General features: G+C 46.5%; 13 protein-coding genes and 1 pseudogene. 12 read left to right on the plus strand and 2 right to left on the minus strand.

The features are described 5' to 3' along the window. The first annotated feature begins 26 nt into the window (after positions 1 to 26). The 4 genes from dapB to BACCOPRO_RS01020 are packed head-to-tail and all read left to right on the plus strand — an operon-like array spanning position 27 to position 3,819. Positions 27 to 782 (plus strand): 4-hydroxy-tetrahydrodipicolinate reductase, encoded by a 756-nt coding sequence (gene dapB, locus BACCOPRO_RS01005; protein ID WP_040311025.1) that lies wholly within the window; start codon positions 27 to 29, stop codon positions 780 to 782. 2 nt (positions 783 to 784) lie between these two features. Further along, on the plus strand, positions 785 to 2,209 hold the full coding sequence (locus BACCOPRO_RS01010) for a S26 family signal peptidase (protein WP_008140072.1): 1,425 nt from the start codon (positions 785 to 787) through the stop codon (positions 2,207 to 2,209). Between the two features lie 4 nt (positions 2,210 to 2,213). Beyond that, a complete protein-coding gene (lepB, locus tag BACCOPRO_RS01015; RefSeq protein ID WP_008140075.1) occupies positions 2,214 to 3,131 on the plus strand; it encodes a signal peptidase I in 918 nt (305 codons plus the stop codon). Between the two features lie 31 nt (positions 3,132 to 3,162). Next, entirely contained in the window at positions 3,163 to 3,819 is a 657-nt protein-coding gene (locus tag BACCOPRO_RS01020; protein WP_008140077.1) for a WbqC family protein, read from the plus strand. A gap of 337 nt (positions 3,820 to 4,156) precedes the next feature. On the opposite strand, the gene BACCOPRO_RS01030 is transcribed toward BACCOPRO_RS01020, so the two are convergent. Then, entirely contained in the window at positions 4,157 to 7,486 is a 3,330-nt protein-coding gene (locus tag BACCOPRO_RS01030) for a glycoside hydrolase family 2 TIM barrel-domain containing protein (protein WP_008140080.1), read from the minus strand. A 155-nt stretch (positions 7,487 to 7,641) separates the two neighbouring features. Here BACCOPRO_RS01030 and BACCOPRO_RS01035 point away from each other — a divergent pair, with 155 nt between their 5' ends. The 7 genes and pseudogenes from BACCOPRO_RS01035 to BACCOPRO_RS01060 all read left to right on the plus strand — a co-directional run bounded on the left by BACCOPRO_RS01035 (position 7,642) and on the right by BACCOPRO_RS01060 (position 16,572). Next, complete coding sequence (locus tag BACCOPRO_RS01035; protein ID WP_008140082.1) at positions 7,642 to 8,322, plus strand: rhomboid family intramembrane serine protease; 681 nt, start codon at positions 7,642 to 7,644, stop codon at positions 8,320 to 8,322. After that, positions 8,303 to 9,190, plus strand: coding sequence for a rhomboid family intramembrane serine protease (locus BACCOPRO_RS01040; protein WP_040311039.1), 888 nt, complete (start codon positions 8,303 to 8,305; stop codon positions 9,188 to 9,190). Before BACCOPRO_RS01035 ends, BACCOPRO_RS01040 begins: the two co-directional genes overlap by 20 nt. A gap of 9 nt (positions 9,191 to 9,199) precedes the next feature. Continuing rightward, positions 9,200 to 10,270 carry an endonuclease/exonuclease/phosphatase family protein gene (locus BACCOPRO_RS01045; protein WP_008140085.1) on the plus strand — a complete coding sequence of 357 codons (1,071 nt, stop codon included), beginning with the start codon at positions 9,200 to 9,202 and terminating at the stop codon, positions 10,268 to 10,270. Positions 10,271 to 10,289: 19 nt separating this feature from the next. Beyond that, entirely contained in the window at positions 10,290 to 12,383 is a 2,094-nt protein-coding gene (locus tag BACCOPRO_RS01050; protein ID WP_008140086.1) for a M3 family metallopeptidase, read from the plus strand. A 137-nt stretch (positions 12,384 to 12,520) separates the two neighbouring features. Continuing rightward, positions 12,521 to 15,487: a protein translocase subunit SecDF gene (gene secDF / locus BACCOPRO_RS01055; RefSeq protein WP_008140088.1), complete on the plus strand. Its 2,967-nt coding sequence runs from the start codon at positions 12,521 to 12,523 to the stop codon at positions 15,485 to 15,487. Positions 15,488 to 15,672: 185 nt separating this feature from the next. Beyond that, positions 15,673 to 15,909 (plus strand): annotated as a pseudogene (locus tag BACCOPRO_RS18420) (LysO family transporter); the annotation flags it as partial. 54 nt (positions 15,910 to 15,963) lie between these two features. Beyond that, the gene (locus tag BACCOPRO_RS01060) at positions 15,964 to 16,572 is read left to right on the plus strand and encodes a LysO family transporter (protein ID WP_040311040.1); all 609 of its coding nucleotides are present in this window, start codon (positions 15,964 to 15,966) and stop codon (positions 16,570 to 16,572) included. Between the two features lie 143 nt (positions 16,573 to 16,715). On the opposite strand, the gene BACCOPRO_RS01065 is transcribed toward BACCOPRO_RS01060, so the two are convergent. Beyond that, positions 16,716 to 17,672, minus strand: a complete 957-nt coding sequence (locus BACCOPRO_RS01065) for an NAD-dependent epimerase/dehydratase family protein (protein ID WP_008140090.1) — start codon at positions 17,670 to 17,672, stop codon at positions 16,716 to 16,718. Positions 17,673 to 17,807: 135 nt separating this feature from the next. Between BACCOPRO_RS01065 and kbl the strand changes: the two genes are divergently transcribed. Further along, positions 17,808 to 18,998 carry a glycine C-acetyltransferase gene (kbl, locus tag BACCOPRO_RS01070; protein ID WP_008140091.1) on the plus strand — a complete coding sequence of 397 codons (1,191 nt, stop codon included), beginning with the start codon at positions 17,808 to 17,810 and terminating at the stop codon, positions 18,996 to 18,998. Positions 18,999 to 19,004 lie beyond the last annotated feature (6 nt).

Below are 19,004 nucleotides of genomic sequence, written 5' to 3' on the forward strand. Positions count from 1 at the left end.
TTTGCGTTGAAAATTATCAGAGAATTATGAAAATAGCATTGATTGGATATGGAAAGATGGGTAAAGAGATTGAGAAAATTGCTCTTTCCCGCGGACATGAGATTGTGAGCATCATCGATATCAATAATCGTCAGGATTTTTCTTCCGAAGCTTTTCGCTCGGCAGATGTTGCCATTGAGTTTACGGCACCTTCTGTAGCTTACGGCAATTGCCTGGAAGCTTTCAAGAATGGTGTAAAGGTGGTTTCCGGAAGTACAGGATGGATGGGAGAACACGGTGACGAAATGCGCCGTCTGTGTCAGGAAGAAGGAAAGACATTGTTCTGGTCCTCCAACTTCAGTCTGGGAGTAGCCATTTTCTCGGCTGTCAACAAATACCTGGCCAAGATTATGAATAATTTCCCCAACTATGATGTTTCGATGGTGGAAACCCATCATATTCATAAACTGGATGCACCGAGCGGTACAGCCATCACACTGGCCGAAGGCATTCTGGAAAATCTTGACCGTAAGCAGAAGTGGGTATCCGGAACATTGACCGCTCCTGACGGTACGGTCAGCGGAACAACCGACTGTGCTCCCGATGAGTTGCCGGTCAGTGCTGTCCGCAGAGGCGAGGTTCCGGGCATTCATACCATCAAATATGAGTCGGATGCCGATTCTATCATCATTACACACGATGCCAAGAACCGCAGCGGCTTCGCGCTGGGTGCCGTACTGGCGGCTGAATATACAGCCGGACATACAGGTTTTCTGGGTATGAACGATTTATTTCCTTTCTGATTATGATACAGGCCTCACGTAGACAATGGATAAAGTTTGCCGTCGTTCTGGTGCTTTATCTGATTTTCCTGCTTTGGTTGCAGAGCTGGCTGGGACTGATTGTGGTTCCGTTTATCTTTGATGCTTATATCTCGAAGAAGATTCCATGGACCTGGTGGAAAAAGTCGAAAAACAAGACGGTGGTAACAGTCATGGGATGGGTAGACGCCATTGTATTTGCGCTGGTTGCCGTTTATTTTGTCAATCTGTATTTTTTCCAGAACTACGTCATCCCGTCTTCTTCACTGGAGAAATCTTTGCTGGTAGGCGATTATCTGTTTGTCAGCAAGATGAGTTACGGTGCCCGTATTCCGCAGACTCCGCTCCATGTGCCCTTGACTCAGCATACCCTGCCCATATTCGGATGCAAATCTTATCTGGAATGGCCCGAATGGGATTACAAGCGTGTCAGCGGACTGGGTGAGGTACAGCTGAACGACATCGTGGTGTTCAACTTCCCCGCAGGCGACAGCGTAGCGACCGGTGTACCGGCAGAAGATCTTTACCGCTTGAGTTATCAGGCAGGAAAGGGCTTGTCACAACCGGTTGATATGTCCCGGCTGACTCTGGAACAGGAACGTGAGGTATATGACTATTATTATGCCGCAGGGCGGAAATACATTGATGAGAATCCGCAGATATATGGCAAGATCGTTTCCCGTCCGGTGGACCGTCGGGAGAATTACGTGAAGCGCTGTGTGGGCCTTCCCGGACAAACCCTGCAGATCAAGGACCGCATCATTTATCTGGACGGAAAGCCGAATAAGGAGCCGGACAATGTCCAGTACCGTTATCTGGTTTATACAAAGGGCATGCTGCCTGATGATCTCTGCCATGAGCTGGGTATCAGCGTAGAAGACCGTGAAATTTATTATTCCGAAGAATCCGCCTATAATATGCCGCTGACGGAAAAGGCAAAGGCTGCTCTGCTGGCGCGGAAAGATCTGGTGACTGCCATTCATGACGTGCCTGATGACGATGCCGGCGGACTGTATCCCGTCAACAAGAATACGGGATGGACTGTAGACAACTACGGTCCGGTATGGATCCCGAAGAAAGGAGCCACCATCGATCTGACGCTGGACAACCTGCCGGTCTATGAACGGCCGATCCGGGTGTATGAAGGCAATCAGCTGGATGTGAAAGACGGACGCATTTATATCAACGGACAGGAAACCACGAAGTATACTTTCCGCATGGATTATTACTGGATGATGGGCGATAACCGCCACAATTCTGCGGATTCCCGTTTCTGGGGTTTTGTTCCTGAAGATCATATTGTCGGTAAACCGATCTTTGTTTGGCTTTCACTGGATAAAGACCGCGGATGGTTTGACGGAAAGATCCGCTGGAACCGTCTGTTCAAATTTGTAGATTCAATCAAATAAACTTGTGCGAAACGGACGTTGGCTAGTCTGGCTGAAAGCAATCGGCGGCGCACTGGTCGCCGTATTGCTGGTTAAGACTCTGTTTGTCACCTCTTGTTTCATTCCTTCCTCCGGGATGGAGAACAGTCTCTATCAGGGGGAAGGCGTGCTGGTGGGCAAATGGAGTTACGGTCTTCGTCTGCCTTTCCCGTCGTTGCTGGGTTATCACCGCCTGGGAGCTTCTCCGGTGGAGCGGGGAGACATCGTACTGTTCAATAATCCCAACCCGGCCGATTCGGAAACGGGAATTGAGTGGCGTGAGGTTTTTATCAGCCGTTGTGTCGGGCTGCCGGGAGATACCCTTTCGCTCAACCGTGCACTGACCGTCACCGGAAATCAGGCCTTGAGCCCGGACAGCAAGGCGCTCTATGTCTATCCGTCTTCTTCAGAAGATCTGATGCAGGCCGTTCTGGAAACTCTGGGACTGCTGCCCGGCAATACACTGGTGAGCTATACGTCTGATGGCGGTTATGTCCGCAGTTTCAGCCATTACGAGTTCTATCTGGTTTCCCAGAAGTTGGAAGGCCGGATTCCTGTTGTTCCGCTCGACAGCCGTATCTCTCAGGAAACACATCCGTTTGTCGTACCCCGCAAGCAGGTTCCGGTAAAAGTTTATCCCTGGAATGCTGTGCTTCTCTGCAATACCATTGTACGTCATGAGCATAAGCAGGCCGGTGTGCAGGGAGACACACTTTATGTGGAAGGCCGTCCGGTGGGAGAATATACCTTCAGCAAGGACTATTACTGGATGGCTTCCAACGATCCGGTCAATCTTTCCGATTCTCGTTTGTTTGGCTTTGTGCCCGAAGATCACCTGATCGGGCGTGCCCTGCGGATATGGTATCCGGCAAGAAAGGGACGTTTCCTGCAGCGGGTGCAATAGTTGTGGCATTAAATTGAAGGAAGAAATAGTTATGAAGAAAGAAGTGATATTGGGGTCCGCTTATCTGGGACCGGTGGAGTATTATACCAAACTCTTTGCTTACGATACGGTCCGTGTGGAGCGTTATGACCATTATATGAAGCAGACCTATCGCAACCGTTGTGTCATTGCTTCGGCCGACGGCCCGCTGGCGCTGACCATTCCGACGGAGAAGGGAGATGATGCCAAGTGTCTGATGAAGGATATCCGCATTTCCGATCACGGCAACTGGAGACATGTACACTGGAATGCCTTTGTGGCAGCCTATCGTCACAGCCCTTTCTTTGATTACTATGCCGATGAGTTTCACCGTTTCTTTGAGGAGCGTTACACCTGGCTGTATGATTTCAATGCTGAGCTGTGCAGCTGGGTATGTGAGCAGATTGATCTTCAGCCCCGGATTATCCCTACGGACGATTATCTGCCGGTATCGGAAACGGCCGATGATTTCCGTGAACGGATCCATCCCAAGCGGCTGCCGCAGGAAGCCGATCCGGACTTTGTTCCGAAAGCCTATTATCAGGTATTCGATGCCCGGCTGGGTTTTCTTCCTAATCTCAGTATTGTCGATTTATTGTTTAATATGGGACCCGAAAGCCTGCTGGTGTTGCGTGATAGTACGGTCGGTTCATCCCAATCTTCCCGTTGATTTTGTATTATGAAAAGGACATTCCGGTGAGTTTGTCCTTTCGTTTCTGGAGTTTCATGCAGACGAATCAAGTGTATTCTCTGCATGAAACTTTTGTTTCGTCTGGGTGGAACAAAAAGTTTCTCTAGGTGGAACTTTTTTTTTCTCTGCATGAAACACTTGTTTCCTTTCGGGAAAACTGCTGTTTCGTCGAAACAAATTCTGCCGGACGAGCCGAAGAATAGGTCCCTTCGTGCAGACGTTTCCAGCAGGGTTTCCGTACATCTTTTGCAAAAAGAAATCCGCCTGAGTGCGGATTGCGCTCAGGCGGATGATAAATTGACGTCAGGATGACGGATTATTGCGGTACGATGGTGAATCCCCACTTGTATTCCTGATTAGCAGGAATCAGGTATTGAGGATCAGGAATGGCACCCCAGCTGTCGTAACCTCCCACACCCATCTGCTTCATGTCGATGCATACTTCCACAAAATTGCGCGGAGTGATGTCGTTGATGTGCGTCTGGCGCGGTTTGATGTTGCGGGCCGTTGCCACATCATGCTTCCGTTCTTCTTCGTTGCGGTTCTGCCACTGATAGTCGCGGTGAGTAGCTTCTTCACCGTCGAAGTCTTCTATCGAGTTGCGCAGGGCATTGAAACCGATAGTCTTGTCAGCATAGATAGTCAGGCCTTTTCCACCTTTGCGGCTGAGAGTCAGCCAGCGGGTATCGGTGTGATGACCGTTTTCCTGCGGACGGACGTAAGGGAAGTACATGGCATCTGCCGTGTTCTTGTAGAGCCCTACCAGAGTTCCGTTGTTGCGGTCAATGTAGTTTTCTTCCGGTCCGCGTCCGAAATAAGTTACCTGGTTCATATTGGCAGGCAGGCGGAAACGTACGCCGATACGCGGAACCACCAGTTTGGAACTTTCCTTGCGCAATGCTTCGTTGCCCGGAGTAAAGGTAGCCAGACGGGTTGCTTCCGATACTTCTGTTTCAGCAGCAGCCATTTCGGTAGAAGTGAATGTATAGTCAGCTTTCACAACGCCCGACGGATGGATGCGGTAAGTGGCAATGTAGAGGTTGCCGGCAGCCAGCAGATAAGAAGCCTTCAGTACGGCATCTTCTCCGTCCATGGTCAGCGTGGCATCTACTACCTTGAAGTTACGGCTGGATTCTTTCCAGATCTGCAGGCGTTTGGGTTCCTGGCTTCCGTAGTCATTGTCGTTCGGTGCGCGCCAGAAGTTCGGCTGGATACCGAAGCCTTCATTGAAATATTCCGTACCTTTTACCTTGTAGGAAGTTACCAGACCGCTGGATTTGTCGAAAGTAAAGTTGACGCGTGATGAGTGTGCAGTCAGCAGATTGCCTTCTGTTGTACACTGCAGTTTCGGGCCTCCTTCCGCAAAGGTTCTGGGTTGCGGATCAATCGGCAGGCGGAACTGATCGTGCGCGATTTCCCATCCGGCAGGAATCAGGATTTCCGGTTCGACGGTTGTTGCGCTGAATTCCACAAAGTATTCCGTACCTGTTTTCGGTTTCAGACCGTCTACATTTACGTTTACTTCCTGGCTGCCCTGCGGTTCGATGTCCAGAGAAACTTTGTGGGTACGGATCACCTTATTGTTCTCCTTCACGGTATAGGTAATCATGTACTTCTTCAGATTGGTGAAGTAGAAACGGTTGGTTACCCGGAATTTTCCGGTTGCCGCATCGATGGCTTCGAAGCCTACATTCTGATGTGCATACTTCACTTCGCTCATGGCCGGATGCGGAGTACGGTCTGGGCTGACGATACCGTTGCAACAGAAGTTTCCGTCGCTCGGCATGTTGGTACCGAAGTCGCCGCCGTATGCCCAGTATTCGCGTCCGTTTTCATCTTTCACCTGAATACCCTGGTCTACCCAGTCCCAGATGTATCCGCCCTGCAGGTTCGGATATTTGTAGATAGCCTTCCACTGATCCCAGAGACTTCCTGTAGAGTTACCCATAGCGTGAGCATATTCAGAAGGAGCTACCGGGCGGTCACTTCCGATACGTCCGATTTTTTCCAGCCAGGATGCATCCGGATATTGCGGAACATACATGTCTGAGTTCCATTCCCACTGGGCACGCTCGTAGTTGACCGGTCGGTTCATGACATCCTTGTCTGCCTGTTTCAGCCACAGGTAAGTCTGATAGAAGTTATATCCGTTTCCGGCTTCGTTACCCAGTGACCAGAAAGTGAGGCAAGGATAGTTCTTGTTACGTTCAAACATATTCTGAGTGCGATACATGTGCGGTTTCAGCCATTCCGGATTGTTGCCCAGTGTACCGCCTTTTCTCAGGTCGTAGTACATACCGTGGCTTTCGATGTTGGCTTCATCGTACACATACAGTCCGTATTCGTCGCACAGTTCATAGAAGCGGCGGTCCTGCGGATAATGGCACAGACGTACGGTATTGAGGTTGTTGCGCTTCATCAGTTCGAAATCCTTGCGCATCAGCTCTTCGTTGACATAGTGTCCCGTCAGCGGGTTGTGCTCGTGGATGTTGACTCCTTTCAGTTTGATCGGTTGTCCGTTGACCATCAGAACGGTGTAATTGTTGCCGTTTGCTGATTTCTGGTCGATCTGTTTGATTTCGATGCGGCGGAAACCTACATGATAAGGAATCACTTCACTGACCTGACCGTTTTCGCGGACCGTCATCAGCACCTTGTAAAGGTTAGGAGCTTCCGAAGTCCAGGTCTTGACAGCCGGCAGCGTCTTGTCGAAAGTAACGGTTGCAGGCTTGTTGCTCTGTACGTTCACTTTCTTTTCTTCCGTAGCTACGGTTTTACCGTCGGCATCCAGCAGTTCATAGCTGACTTCCAGATTGGCGGTAGCCGTACGGTGGTTCTTCAGGTCGATGGCCAGACGGAAGATACCGTCTTTGTATGTATCATCCAGGGTAGAAGTGATGCGGAAATCCTGTACGGAAGCTTTCGGCTGTGAATACAGGAATACATCACGTTCGATACCACTCAGGCGCCAGAAGTCCTGACATTCCAGGTAAGATCCCGTACTCCAGCGGAAAATTTTCAGTGTCAGTACGTTTTCTCCCGGTTTCAGCCAGTCGTTGACGAGGTATTCGGCCGGATTCTTTGAATCTTCGTTGTAGCCCACTTCCTTGCCGTTCAGATAAACATAGCATCCGGATTTTGCACCGGCTATGTGGAGATAGATGTCGCGTCCGTTCCAGTCTTCGGGAACAGTGATGGTACGGCGGTAAACACCTACCGGTGTATTTTCCGGCAGCTGTGGCGGTTTGGGATTGAGCGGCTGGAATTCATAACCGTGATTGGTATAGATTGCCGTTCCGAAACCCTGTACTTCCCAGTTTCCCGGTACCGTGATGTTCTGCCATCCCTGCTCAGAAGGAGAAGCTTCGGTGACGTCAGCCGGAAGCTGTTTGTAGGAATCTGTGTAATAAAACTTCCAGGTTCCGTTCAGCAGCTGGTAGTAAGGACTTTTTTCGTAATCTCCCGTCAGTGCCTGCGTCTTGTTGGCATAAGTCATGAAAGCCGAACGGGGTTCTTCTCGGTTAACGGAAACCACCTGGATATCTTTCCAGTAGGGAAGAGATTCATCTGCCTGGACGGTCTGGGGAACAGCGATGGTTGCCAGTCCGGCCAGTGAGAAACAAAGGTTAGAAAAGTCTTTTTTCATGAATATAGATTGATTAATATTAATATTTGGAAACAAATGTACAAATTTTTACAGATTGCCGGGTGTGCCAGGTTCATAAAAAACACTAAGATATATCGGAGAACCGGAATAAAGTTGTACTTTTGCGTCTGATACAAAGATTAATAGAGGAAAAAATGAATAATCTGCCTACAGTAACTAAAAATTTGCTTATTATCAATGTGCTTTGCTTCTTCGGAATGCTGGTAGCAAAACGATATGGCATCGATGTCGAAAATCTGCTGGGACTTCACTTCTTTTTGGCTTCAGACTTTAATCTGAGCCAGCTGATCTCATATATGTTCATGCACGCCAATTTCCAACACATCTTTTTCAATATGTTTGCCGTGTGGATGTTCGGGCGTGTGCTGGAGCAGGTATGGGGCCCCAAGCGGTTTCTTACTTATTATTTGATTTGCGGAATTGGTGCCGGTCTGATTCAGGAGCTGGTGCAATATCTGGAATACGCCTTTACCTTGTCCAATTATGACAGCGTCAATCTGGGAATTGCCGGAGGAATTATACCGATGGAAGAATACCTGAATATGATGACGACGGTGGGAGCTTCAGGAGCCGTTTACGGTATTCTGCTGGCGTTCGGAATGTTGTTCCCTAACAGCCAGATGTTTATTTTCCCGCTTCCGTTCCCGATCAAGGCGAAGTATTTTGTGATCGGTTATGCTGTACTGGAGTTGTTCCTGGGACTGGGCGGAGGTGACGGAGTTGCTCACTTTGCTCATCTGGGCGGTATGCTCTTTGGACTGATCCTGATTATCTATTGGAGGAAAAAGAATGGCAATCAACAGTTTTATAGCTAATCTGAAAGAAAATTTCCGTCGGGGAGACATTGTCACGCAGTTGCTGTACATCAATGTCGGAATGTTTATCCTGACTGCACTGACGGGCATTGTACTGATACTTTTCCGTCTGCCGCCTGTTCCCTGGCTGAACTGGCTGGAACTGCCGGCATGGATTGAGGCATTTATCCGCCAGCCCTGGTCGCTGCTGACCTATATGTTCATGCATGCAGGTGTATTTCATCTCCTGTTCAACATGTTGTGGCTGTACTGGTTCGGCCGTTTGTTCCTGAATTTCTTTTCGGCCCGTCATCTGCGGGGACTGTATATTCTGGGCGGATTGTGCGGCGGACTGCTGTATATTCTGGCATATAATGTATTTCCTTATTTCTCGGATGCCGTATATTCTTCCTACCTGCTGGGTGCATCGGCTTCGGTGCTGGCCATAGTTGTGGCGACGGCTGTCCGTGAACCTGAATATACGGTACAGTTTATGTTTATTGGTGCCGTTCGTTTGAAGTATGTGGCTTTGTTTATGGTGGCCCTTGATCTGCTTTTCATGACCTCTGAAAACGCCGGCGGACATATTGCTCATCTGGGAGGCGCACTGGCCGGATGGTGGTTTGCTTCCGGTCTGAGCTGCGGACACGATGTAACGAAGTGGATCAATGCCGTATTCGATTTTCTGGGCGGGAAATGGAAACCGGCTCCCCGGAAACCGAAAATGAACGTACATTACAGTGACAAGCAAAAAGATTATGATTATAATGCCCGTAAGAAGCAGCGTTCGGACGAGATAGACCGCATTCTGGATAAGTTGCGCAAATCGGGATATGGCAGTCTGACTGAAGAGGAGAAGAAAAGTCTGTTTGATGCCAGCAAAAAATAATTCAATTCAATGAAAATATTGGGACATGCAGTGCGAGGACTCGCACTGACGGGAAATCTGGTCGTAGCGGCCGGGTTTCTTCTTTGTGGTTACAGTTCATATATCCAGCCTGTTACCCATCCGATATGGGCTTGTCTGGGATTGGGATTTCCTTTTTTTCTGCTGTTGAATCTCTTTTTCCTTTTTTTCTGGCTGGTGTGCCGCCGCAAGTTTGTGTGGCTTCCGATACTGGTTTTTGTTGTGGGGTGGGGACTGGTTCGTGCATATATTCCTTTCAACCGTTCTCAGGATCCTCAGGGAGGAACCCTGGTGAAGCTGCTTACCTATAATGTAATGAATACGAACTTATCCCGTCCGGAAGAAGGAGCAGAGGAGGGGAACATCGTGACATATCTGGAACAGTCGGAAGCTGATATTATCTGTCTGCAGGAAATCACCTCTTCGGAAAAGCAGCTCCGTAAGGCTTTTCCGATGTATCCGTATGTACGGCGGATCGGTTTTGCTACGGCCAACGGTGTGGCTTGTCTGTCAAAATATCCCATTCTGTCAGCAAAGAGAATAGAATATGCCAGTGCATTTAACGGAAGTGCCCTGTTCCGTCTGAAAATAGGAAAAGATACGGTGACACTGATCAACAATCATCTGGAGTCGAACAAGCTGGATGCCGGAGACAAGGCCTTGTACAAGGAGCTGCTGAAGTCGCCCGATGAGGAAAAGGTGAAGACGAGCGGAAAGTATCTGTGGCACAAACTGGCAGATGCCGTCGCAATTCGTGCCGCTCAGGCTGATTCGGTGGCAAAGGTCATTGCTGAGTACGGTTATGACCGCATGCTGGTGTGTGGAGATTTCAATGATTCTCCCTTGTCGTATGCCCGCCGAGTGATTGCCAGGGGATTGCAGGATGCCTACGTGGAAAGGGGAAACGGTCCGGGATTTTCCTATAATCAGAATCTGCTTTATTTCCGGATTGACCATATCCTGGCCGGAACTGATTTCCGGATTCTGCACTGTGAGGTGGATCGTTCCATCCGTACGTCCGACCATTATCCGGTGTGGTGTCTGTTAGAGAAGAAAGAATAAACATTATATCTATTTTAATATGAAACATTTAGCAATTGCATTAGCCATGAGTTGTATAACCTTTGGGTGCAGTCAGAAGGCAGAAAATGCCTCCAATCCTTTTTTGACGGAGTTCCAGACTCCTTATGGTACTCCTGATTTCAACCGGATCAAGCCGGAACATTATGAACCAGCCTTCCTGCAAGGTATGGAACAGCAGAATAAGGAAATCAAGGCCATCGTGGAAAATCCGGAAGCTCCGACTTTTGAGAATACCATTGTTGCCTTGGATAACAGCGGGGAAATCCTGAACCGGGTAAGCGGTGTTTTCTTTGCCCTGGCAGAAGCCGATACGAATGATGAACTGATGGCACTGGAAGCAAAGATTGCTCCGATGTTGTCAGAACACAGTGACAATATTTACCTGAATGCAGATCTGTACAAGCGTGTTGCTGCGCTGCACGATCAGGAAGAAGCAGGAACCTTGAAGCTGACTACGGAACAACATTACCTGCTGGACAAATATTATAAAGGTTTCATCCGTTCCGGAGCCGGACTGGATGCTGCCAAGCAGGAGCGTCTGCGTGCCATCAATAAAGAATTGTCTACCCTGACCATTGAATTTGGCAATCACGTACTGGCTGAAAACAATGCCTACAAACTGATTGTCGACAAGAAGGAAGACCTGGCCGGTCTGCCGGAATCTGCCATTGCCATTGCTGCCGATGAAGCTAAGGCTGAAGGTCTGGAAGGCAAATGGGTGTTCACTCTTCAGGAATCAAGCCGTCTGCCTGTTTTGCAATATGCGCAGAACCGTGAGATGCGTAAGAATATCTATCAGGCTTATACCAGCATGGGCAATCATGGAGATGCCAATGATAACAAGGAAATCCTGAAACGGATTCTGACCTTGCGTCTGGAGAAGGCCCAGCTGATGGGATATACGAACTATGCAGAATATGTGTTGGCTGACAATATGGCCAAGACTCCGCAGAATGTAATGGACTTCTTGCATAACTTGTGGGGATATTCTATCGAGAATGCAAAGAAAGAGGCTGCCGAACTGCAACAGATCATGGATCGTGAAGGCAAAGGTGAAAAGCTTGAAGCATGGGACTGGTGGTATTATGCAGAAAAACTGCGTAAGGAAAAGTATGATCTGAATGAAGATGAAATCCGTCCTTACTTCAGTGAAGAGGATGTCCGTAACGGATTGTTCTATGTCGTAAATAAGCTGTATGGCATTACATTGACGGCAGTAGACTCTATTTCTGTATATAATAAGGATGTGAAAACCTATCTGGTGAATGATGCCGACGGATCGTTCCTGGGTATTTTCTACAGCGATTATATGCCGCGTGCAAGCAAGCGAAGCGGAGCCTGGATGAGTAATTTCCGCGAACAATGGCAGGGAGTCCGCCCGTTGATTTATAATGTGGCCAGCTTTACCAAGCCCAGTGGAGATATCCCTTCATTGCTGACTATTGATGAAGCCCGTACGATGTTCCATGAGTTTGGACATGCACTCCACGGAATGTTAAGCCAGTGTACTTATAAAGGTGTTTCCGGAACATCAGTTGCACAGGACTTTGTGGAACTTCCTTCTCAGATTATGGAGCATTGGGCCATCGAACCGGAAGTAATGAAAGTGTATGCCAAGCATTATAAGACCCGTGAGGTGTTGCCGGATTCTCTGATTGCCAAGATTGAGAACCAGGCTTTGTTTAATCAGGGCTTTATGACAACAGAGCTGCTGGCTGCGGCCTTGCTGGATATGGAATTCCATACACTGACTTCTACGGATAACCTGGATGTTGTAGCTTATGAGAAACAGGTGATGGACCGCCTCGGACTGATCCCGCAGATTGCACCTCGTTACCGGGCTACTTATTTCAATCACATCATGGGTGGTTATGAAGCCGGATATTACAGCTATCTGTGGGCTGAACGTCTGGATGCAGATGCTTTTGAAGCATTCAAGGAACACGGAATCTTTGATCCGGCAACTGCAACGGCTTTCCGCAAGAACATTCTTGAAAAGGGTGGTTCGGATGATCCGATGAAACTCTATCATACATTCCGCGGTGCAGACCCGAGTCTGGAGCCTTTGCTGAAAAACAGAGGACTAAAGTAAGGGATAAATAGGCTTTTTTATCCTCTATGCCTTAAATATTTACAAACCTTTCCGCGTATAAGTGAAAAAAAAACTATATTTGCAACCTTGAATAAACGTATATAATTAAAAAAAGTAAATATAATAATTAAAGTAACATGCAAAACAAAGGATTCGTAAAAGTTTTTGCGGTATTACTGACCCTTGCCTGTGCTTTTTACCTTTCATTCTCATTCGTGACGCGTTATCAGATGAACAAGGCGGCCGAAGATCCGAGAGGTGCTGCACATTATCTGGATTCCATGCAGAATCAGAAGGTTTGGCTGGGAGTTTACACGCTGAAACAATGTCGTGAAATGGAGATTGGTCTGGGTCTTGACCTGAAAGGTGGTATGAACGTGATTCTGGAAGTGTCTGTACCCGATGTGGTTAAAACACTTGCGGATAACAAACCCGATGAAGCTTTCAACAAAGCCGTAGCTGAGGCAGCCAAACAACAGGTGACTAGCCAGGACGATTTCATTACCTTATTTATCAGAGAGTATAAGAAACTGGCTCCGGAAGGAAAGTTGGCAGAACTGTTCGCTACTCAACAGCTGAAAGACAAAGTGACTACCCGTAGTACAGATGCGGAAGTAGAAGCTGTGTTGCGTGAAGAAGTGAAAGCTGCCGTTGAAAACTCATATAATGTATTGCGTACCCGTATCGACCGTTTCGGTGTAGCTCAGCCGAACATCCAGACTCTGGAAGGACGCATGGGACGTATCATGGTGGAATTGCCGGGTATTAAGGAACCTGAACGTGTGAGAAAGTTGTTGCAGGGATCTGCTAACCTGGAATTCTGGGAAACTTATGAAGCAAAGGATATCACTCCGGTTCTGGCTTCTGCTGACAGCCGTGCACGTGCTATTCTTGCCAGCGAAACTGTTTCTTCTGACTCTGTTGCAGTGAAAGAAGAAGCTGCTGTTTCTGCTAAAGACAGTCTGGCTGCAGCCTTGAAGGGTGAAGCTCCGGCTGAAGCAGGAGAACAAAACCGTAAGAACTATCCTCTGCTGTCTGTTCTACAATTGAATCAGAGTGGTGTAGGAGCAATTGTCGGTTATGCTGATTACAAAGATACGGCTGATATCAATCGTATCCTGAATATGAAGGAAGTAAAAGAAGTTTTGCCTCGTGATCTGAAGCTGATGTGGGGTGTAAGAGCTTCTGATATGGATAAGACCGGACGTATTTTCGAATTGTATGCAATCAAATCTACCCAGCGCAACGGACGTGCGCCGCTGGAAGGTGATGTGATTACAGATGCACGTGACTCATACGACCAGTACAACAGACCTTGCGTAACGATGGCTATGAATACAGAAGGTGCTCGTCGCTGGGCACAGCTGACCAAGCAGAACACTGGCCGTGAAATCGCTATCGTTCTGGATGGATATGTATACAGTGCTCCGCGTTCTAACGGTGAAATTGCCGGAGGTAATTCTGAAATCACAGGTAGCTTCACTCCTGAACAGACAAAAGACTTGGCCAATGTGTTGAAATCCGGTAAGATGCCTGCACCTGCACGTATCGTACAGGAAGATATCGTAGGTCCGTCTTTGGGTCAGGAATCAATTAACCAGGGTATTGTTTCATTCATTGTTGCTTTGGTTGTATTGATGGCTTACATGTGCGTCATGTACGGATTTATTCCGGGTATGGTCGCTAATGCAGCTTTGTTTATCAACTTCTTCTTTACATTGGGTATCCTTTCTTCCTTCCAGGCTGCACTGACAATGTCCGGTATTGCCGGTATGGTGTTGTCTTTGGGTATGGCTGTGGATGCTAACGTTTTGATCTATGAACGTACGAAAGAAGAACTGAAAGCAGGTAAGGGTACTCGTCAGGCTTTGTCAGAAGGTTATGTAAACGCTTTTTCTGCAATCTTTGACTCTAACTTGACTTCTATCATTACAGGTATTATCCTGTTCAACTTTGGTACAGGACCTATCCGTGGTTTTGCTACAACGTTGATTATCGGTATCCTCTGTTCATTCTTCTCTGCAGTGTTCTTGACTCGTCTGGTTTACGAACACTTCATGAATAAGGATAAATGGATGAACCTGACTTTCACAACAGGAATCTCAAAGAACCTGATGCAGAATGTACATTATAATTTCATTGGTTCTACCAAACGTTCCTTTACGGTTTGGGGTACCATCATTATTATCTGCATTGTATCATTCTTTGTCCGTGGTCTGGCGCAGAGTATTGACTTTACGGGTGGACGTAACTTTGTTGTTCAGTTTGAACAGAAGGTTGCTCCGGAAACCGTACGTGAATTGTTGCAGCCGAAAGTAGGTGATGCAAACGTTCAGGCAATTGCACTGGGAACAGACGGAAGAACTGTTCGTGTAACTACCAACTATCGCATTGAAGAAGATTCTCCGACAATTGATGCTGAAATTGAAGAGTTCCTGTATCAGGCTTTGAAAGATGGTAATCTGTTGGGTGAAGGTACTACTCTGGAAATCTTTATCGACCGCGATAACCGTGTAGGAGGTTCTATCATCAGTTCACAGAAAGTAGGTCCGAGTATTGCAGACGACATCAAGACTTCTGCAATCTGGTCAGTTGTGCTGGCTTTGATCGCAATCGGTTTGTATATCCTGATCCGATTCAGCAATATTGCTTTCAGTATCGGTGCTACGGTAGCGCTGACTGTTGATACTTTGTTGATTATCGGAGCTTATTCACTTTGCCATGGATGGATGCCATTCTCTTTGGAAATTGACCAGACATTCATCGGTGCAATCCTGACAGCAATCGGTTATTCTATCAACGATAAGGTGGTAATCTTTGACCGTGTACGTGAGTTCCTGGGACTGTATCCGAAGCGTGACCGTGTACAATTGTTCAATGATTCACTGAATACAACATTGTGTCGTACCATCAATACCTCATTGAGTACATTGATCGTATTGTTGAGTATCTTCATCCTGGGCGGTGACAGTATCCGTAGTTTTGCTTTCGCAATGATTCTGGGTGCAGTAATCGGTACGTTGTCTTCTCTGTTCATCGCAGCTCCTGTTGCTTATCTGACAATGGGAAATAAGATGCCTAAAGGAGAAGAAGCTAAAGCTTGATACATCCGATTCTGATATAATCAGAGTATTTTAGTTTACTCTGTTTCTGATAAAGCCCTGGCTTATTTGTAAGTCAGGGCTTTATGCTTATAGTAAGACTGAAAACGAAAAATAAGACATTCAGCGTTTATTGCTTTTATAATTCTTAAAAACATATTTTTGAAATGTTCGTTGTTATTGGACTTATGCTTACAGGCGTTTTGATTGGTTGGGTGACGCGTAAGCATTGTTTGAAATTTCTGCAACAGATTATACCTGTGTTTATCTGGTTATTGCTTTTCCTGCTTGGAGTGGAAGTAGGGGATAATGATGCCATACTTCGCGGATTGCATACGATTGGAATCGAAGCGCTTGTTCTTACTCTGGGAGGAACATTGGGAAGCGTGCTGGCTGCTTCTTTGTTATGGAATATCCTGACAGGATGGAAAAAGACAACGGAAACAGTACATGAATCCTCTGTGGCCTCGGGGAATATATTGCATGCTCTTAAAGGCAGTCTGGTAATTGTTGCTTTTTTTGTGATCGGAGTATGTTGCGGCTTGTGGGGATGGCTTCCCGGGCATTGGGGGAGTAAGATTAGTTTTTACGCTTTGTGCCTGTTGATGTTTAGTGTAGGAATCAGTGTCGGGAATGATTCACAGACGTTGAAGAGTTTCCGGAGTCTGAATCCCCGATTGATGTTTCTGCCGCTCATGACCATTTTGGGAACTCTGGCAGGAACAGCTGTAGTCAGTATTTTTCTGAGTCATCGTAGTCTGACTGACTGTTTGGCGGTAGGCTCCGGTTTTGGTTACTATTCTTTGTCCAGTATCTTTATTACGGAATATAGGGGTGGGGAATTGGGTACAGTAGCTTTGTTGGCCAATATCAGCAGAGAAATATTGACATTATTGGCTGCTCCATTATTAGTCCGTTGGTTTGGGCGCTTGGCTTCTATTTCTGCAGGTGGAGCTACAACAATGGATACGACGCTTCCTGTGATTTTGCAGACAGCAGGACAGGAGTTTGTTGTTGTATCGATCTTTCACGGTTTTGTTGTAGATTTCAGCGTTCCTTTTTTAGTAACCTTTTTTTGCAGTATATAGGGAACCCTGATTGATATAGGAAAAGAGGCCGCTTTATAATAAAGATAGTTCAGCTTCTTTCATAAAATGAAGAAGGTGTATCAATCTGTATATGGACATACATTTTTGATACACCTTCTTTTTTGTTTGTCAGGAAGACTGGATTACTTCTTCTGGAAGCGTTCTGTCAGCTTAGCCAACATATCTTTAGTCATTGAATCCAAATCGTATTCCGGTTTCCATCCCCATTCTTCACGGGCGCAAGTATCATCCAGTGAATTAGGCCAAGAATCAGCAATAGCCTGGCGCAAAGGATCAACTTTGTATTCCATTTGGAAATCAGGAACATATTCCTTGATCTTGTTGTAGATGATTTCCGGATCAAAGCTCATAGAAGCGATGTTGAACGAGTTACGATGAACGAATTTGCTCGGATCAGCTTCCATGATTTCGATAGCAGCACGCAATGCATCCGGCATGTACATCATGTCCATGTATGTACCTGCTGCGATCGGACATTCAAATTTTTCCCCTTTAGCAGCTGAATAATAAATATCTACGGCGTAGTCGGTTGTACCGCCACCCGGAGGAGTTACGTACGAAATCAGTCCAGGGAAACGAACAGAACGAGTGTCGACACCGAAACGGATGTTGTAATAATCGCTCAGCAATTCACCGGAAACCTTAGTTACTCCATACATGGTACGTGGGTTACGGATAGTGTCCTGAGGAGTCTTGTCTTTCGGAGTATTGTTTCCAAATACGCCGATTGAGCTCGGAGTAAACACGGCACAATTCATGGTACGTGCTACTTCAAGAACGTTGAACAAACCACCCATACCGATCTTCCATGCAAGCTGAGGTTTTGCTTCAGCTACGGCTGAAAGCAAAGCGGCGAGATTGTAGATCGTATCAATTTTATATTTTGATACAGTTTCAGCAATCTGCTGTTCGTTGGTAATATCAACGATAGCCGACGGACCGGATTCCTTCAGTTCTCCTTTAGGTTCTGCTCCGGGAATATAACCGGCTACGATGTTACCGTTATACAGTTTTCTCAGTTTCATTGTCAGCTCTGAACCGATCTGTCCGGTCGAACCGATGATCAATACATTTTTCATAATCTAGTTTTTAAGTTTGATACCGATGCAAAGATAGCTATAAAATAAAATTTTTTTCAAAAAAAGACAGATTATTCATACACAGATTCAAGAAAAAATGTGAACTTTGTGCCTTAACCTTAAAATATAAATCTTATGTACGGAAAATTTAAAGATTTCTTGTCTCAGGAACTGGCAAACATTGAAGCTGCCGGCTTGTATAAAAAAGAACGTATCATTACAACACCTCAGCGTGCGGATATTCAAGTAAATGCAGGAGAAGGTGTACTGAACTTCTGTGCCAACAACTATTTGGGCTTGTCAGACAACAAGCGTCTGATTGAAGCTGCTAAAGCTGCTATGGATTCTCATGGTTATGGAATGTCTTCTGTTCGTTTCATTTGTGGAACTCAGGATTTGCACAAACAATTGGAAGCTGCTATTTCTGATTATTTCAAGACAGAAGATACAATTTTGTATGCTGCTTGCTTTGATGCTAACGGTGGCTTGTTTGAACCATTGTTTACAGATGAAGATGCTATCATTTCTGACTCTCTGAATCATGCTTCTATCATTGATGGTGTTCGTCTGTGTAAGGCAAAACGTTACCGTTACGCTAATGCAGATATGGCTGATTTGGAACGTTGCTTGCAGGAAGCTCAGGCTCAGCGTCATCGTATCATTGCTACCGATGGTGTCTTCTCAATGGATGGAAATGTAGCTCCGATGGATAAGATCTGTGAACTGGCAGAGAAATATGATGCATTGGTTATGGTAGATGAATCTCACTCTGCAGGTGTTGTTGGTCCTACTGGTCATGGTGTTGCAGAACAATATAATGTATATGGACGTGTAGATATCTTTACAGGAACTCTGGGCAAGGCTTTCGGAGGTGCTATGGGTGGATTTACTACCGGTAGAAAGGAAATTATCGACATGTTGCGTCAGCGTTCTCGTCCGTATCTGTTCTCTAACTCAGTTGCTCCTGCTATTGTCGGTGCTAGCTTGGAAATGTTCAAGATGCTGAAAGAAAGCAATGCATTGCATGACAAATTGATGGATAATGTAACTTATTTCCGTGATAAGATGTTGGCTGCCGGATTTGATATCAAACCGACTCAGAGTGCTATCTGTGCAGTGATGCTGTATGATGCGAAATTGTCTCAGGATTTTGCAGCCAAGATGCAGGAAGAAGGTATTTATGTAACAGGATTCTATTATCCGGTTGTTCCGAAAGGACAGGCTCGTATCCGCGTACAGCTGTCTGCCGGTCATGAACGTGAACACCTGGACAAAGCAATTGCAGCCTTCATCAAAGTTGGTAAAGAGTTAGGAGTTATCAAATAAAGAATA

The sequence above is a fragment of the Phocaeicola coprophilus DSM 18228 = JCM 13818 genome (genome assembly GCF_000157915.1).
GTDB lineage: Bacteria > Bacteroidota > Bacteroidia > Bacteroidales > Bacteroidaceae > Phocaeicola > Phocaeicola coprophilus.

Coding starts and splice junctions, on each gene's coding strand:
- dapB (WP_040311025.1), top strand. CDS start 27: ATGAAAATAGCATTGATTGGATATGGAAAGATGGGTAAAGAGATTGAG.
- BACCOPRO_RS01010 (WP_008140072.1), top strand. CDS start 785: ATGATACAGGCCTCACGTAGACAATGGATAAAGTTTGCCGTCGTTCTG.
- BACCOPRO_RS01020 (WP_008140077.1), top strand. CDS start 3,163: ATGAAGAAAGAAGTGATATTGGGGTCCGCTTATCTGGGACCGGTGGAG.
- BACCOPRO_RS01030 (WP_008140080.1), bottom strand. CDS start 7,486: ATGAAAAAAGACTTTTCTAACCTTTGTTTCTCACTGGCCGGACTGGCA.
- BACCOPRO_RS01035 (WP_008140082.1), top strand. CDS start 7,642: ATGAATAATCTGCCTACAGTAACTAAAAATTTGCTTATTATCAATGTG.
- BACCOPRO_RS01045 (WP_008140085.1), top strand. CDS start 9,200: ATGAAAATATTGGGACATGCAGTGCGAGGACTCGCACTGACGGGAAAT.
- BACCOPRO_RS01050 (WP_008140086.1), top strand. CDS start 10,290: ATGAAACATTTAGCAATTGCATTAGCCATGAGTTGTATAACCTTTGGG.
- secDF (WP_008140088.1), top strand. CDS start 12,521: ATGCAAAACAAAGGATTCGTAAAAGTTTTTGCGGTATTACTGACCCTT.
- BACCOPRO_RS01065 (WP_008140090.1), bottom strand. CDS start 17,672: ATGAAAAATGTATTGATCATCGGTTCGACCGGACAGATCGGTTCAGAG.
- kbl (WP_008140091.1), top strand. CDS start 17,808: ATGTACGGAAAATTTAAAGATTTCTTGTCTCAGGAACTGGCAAACATT.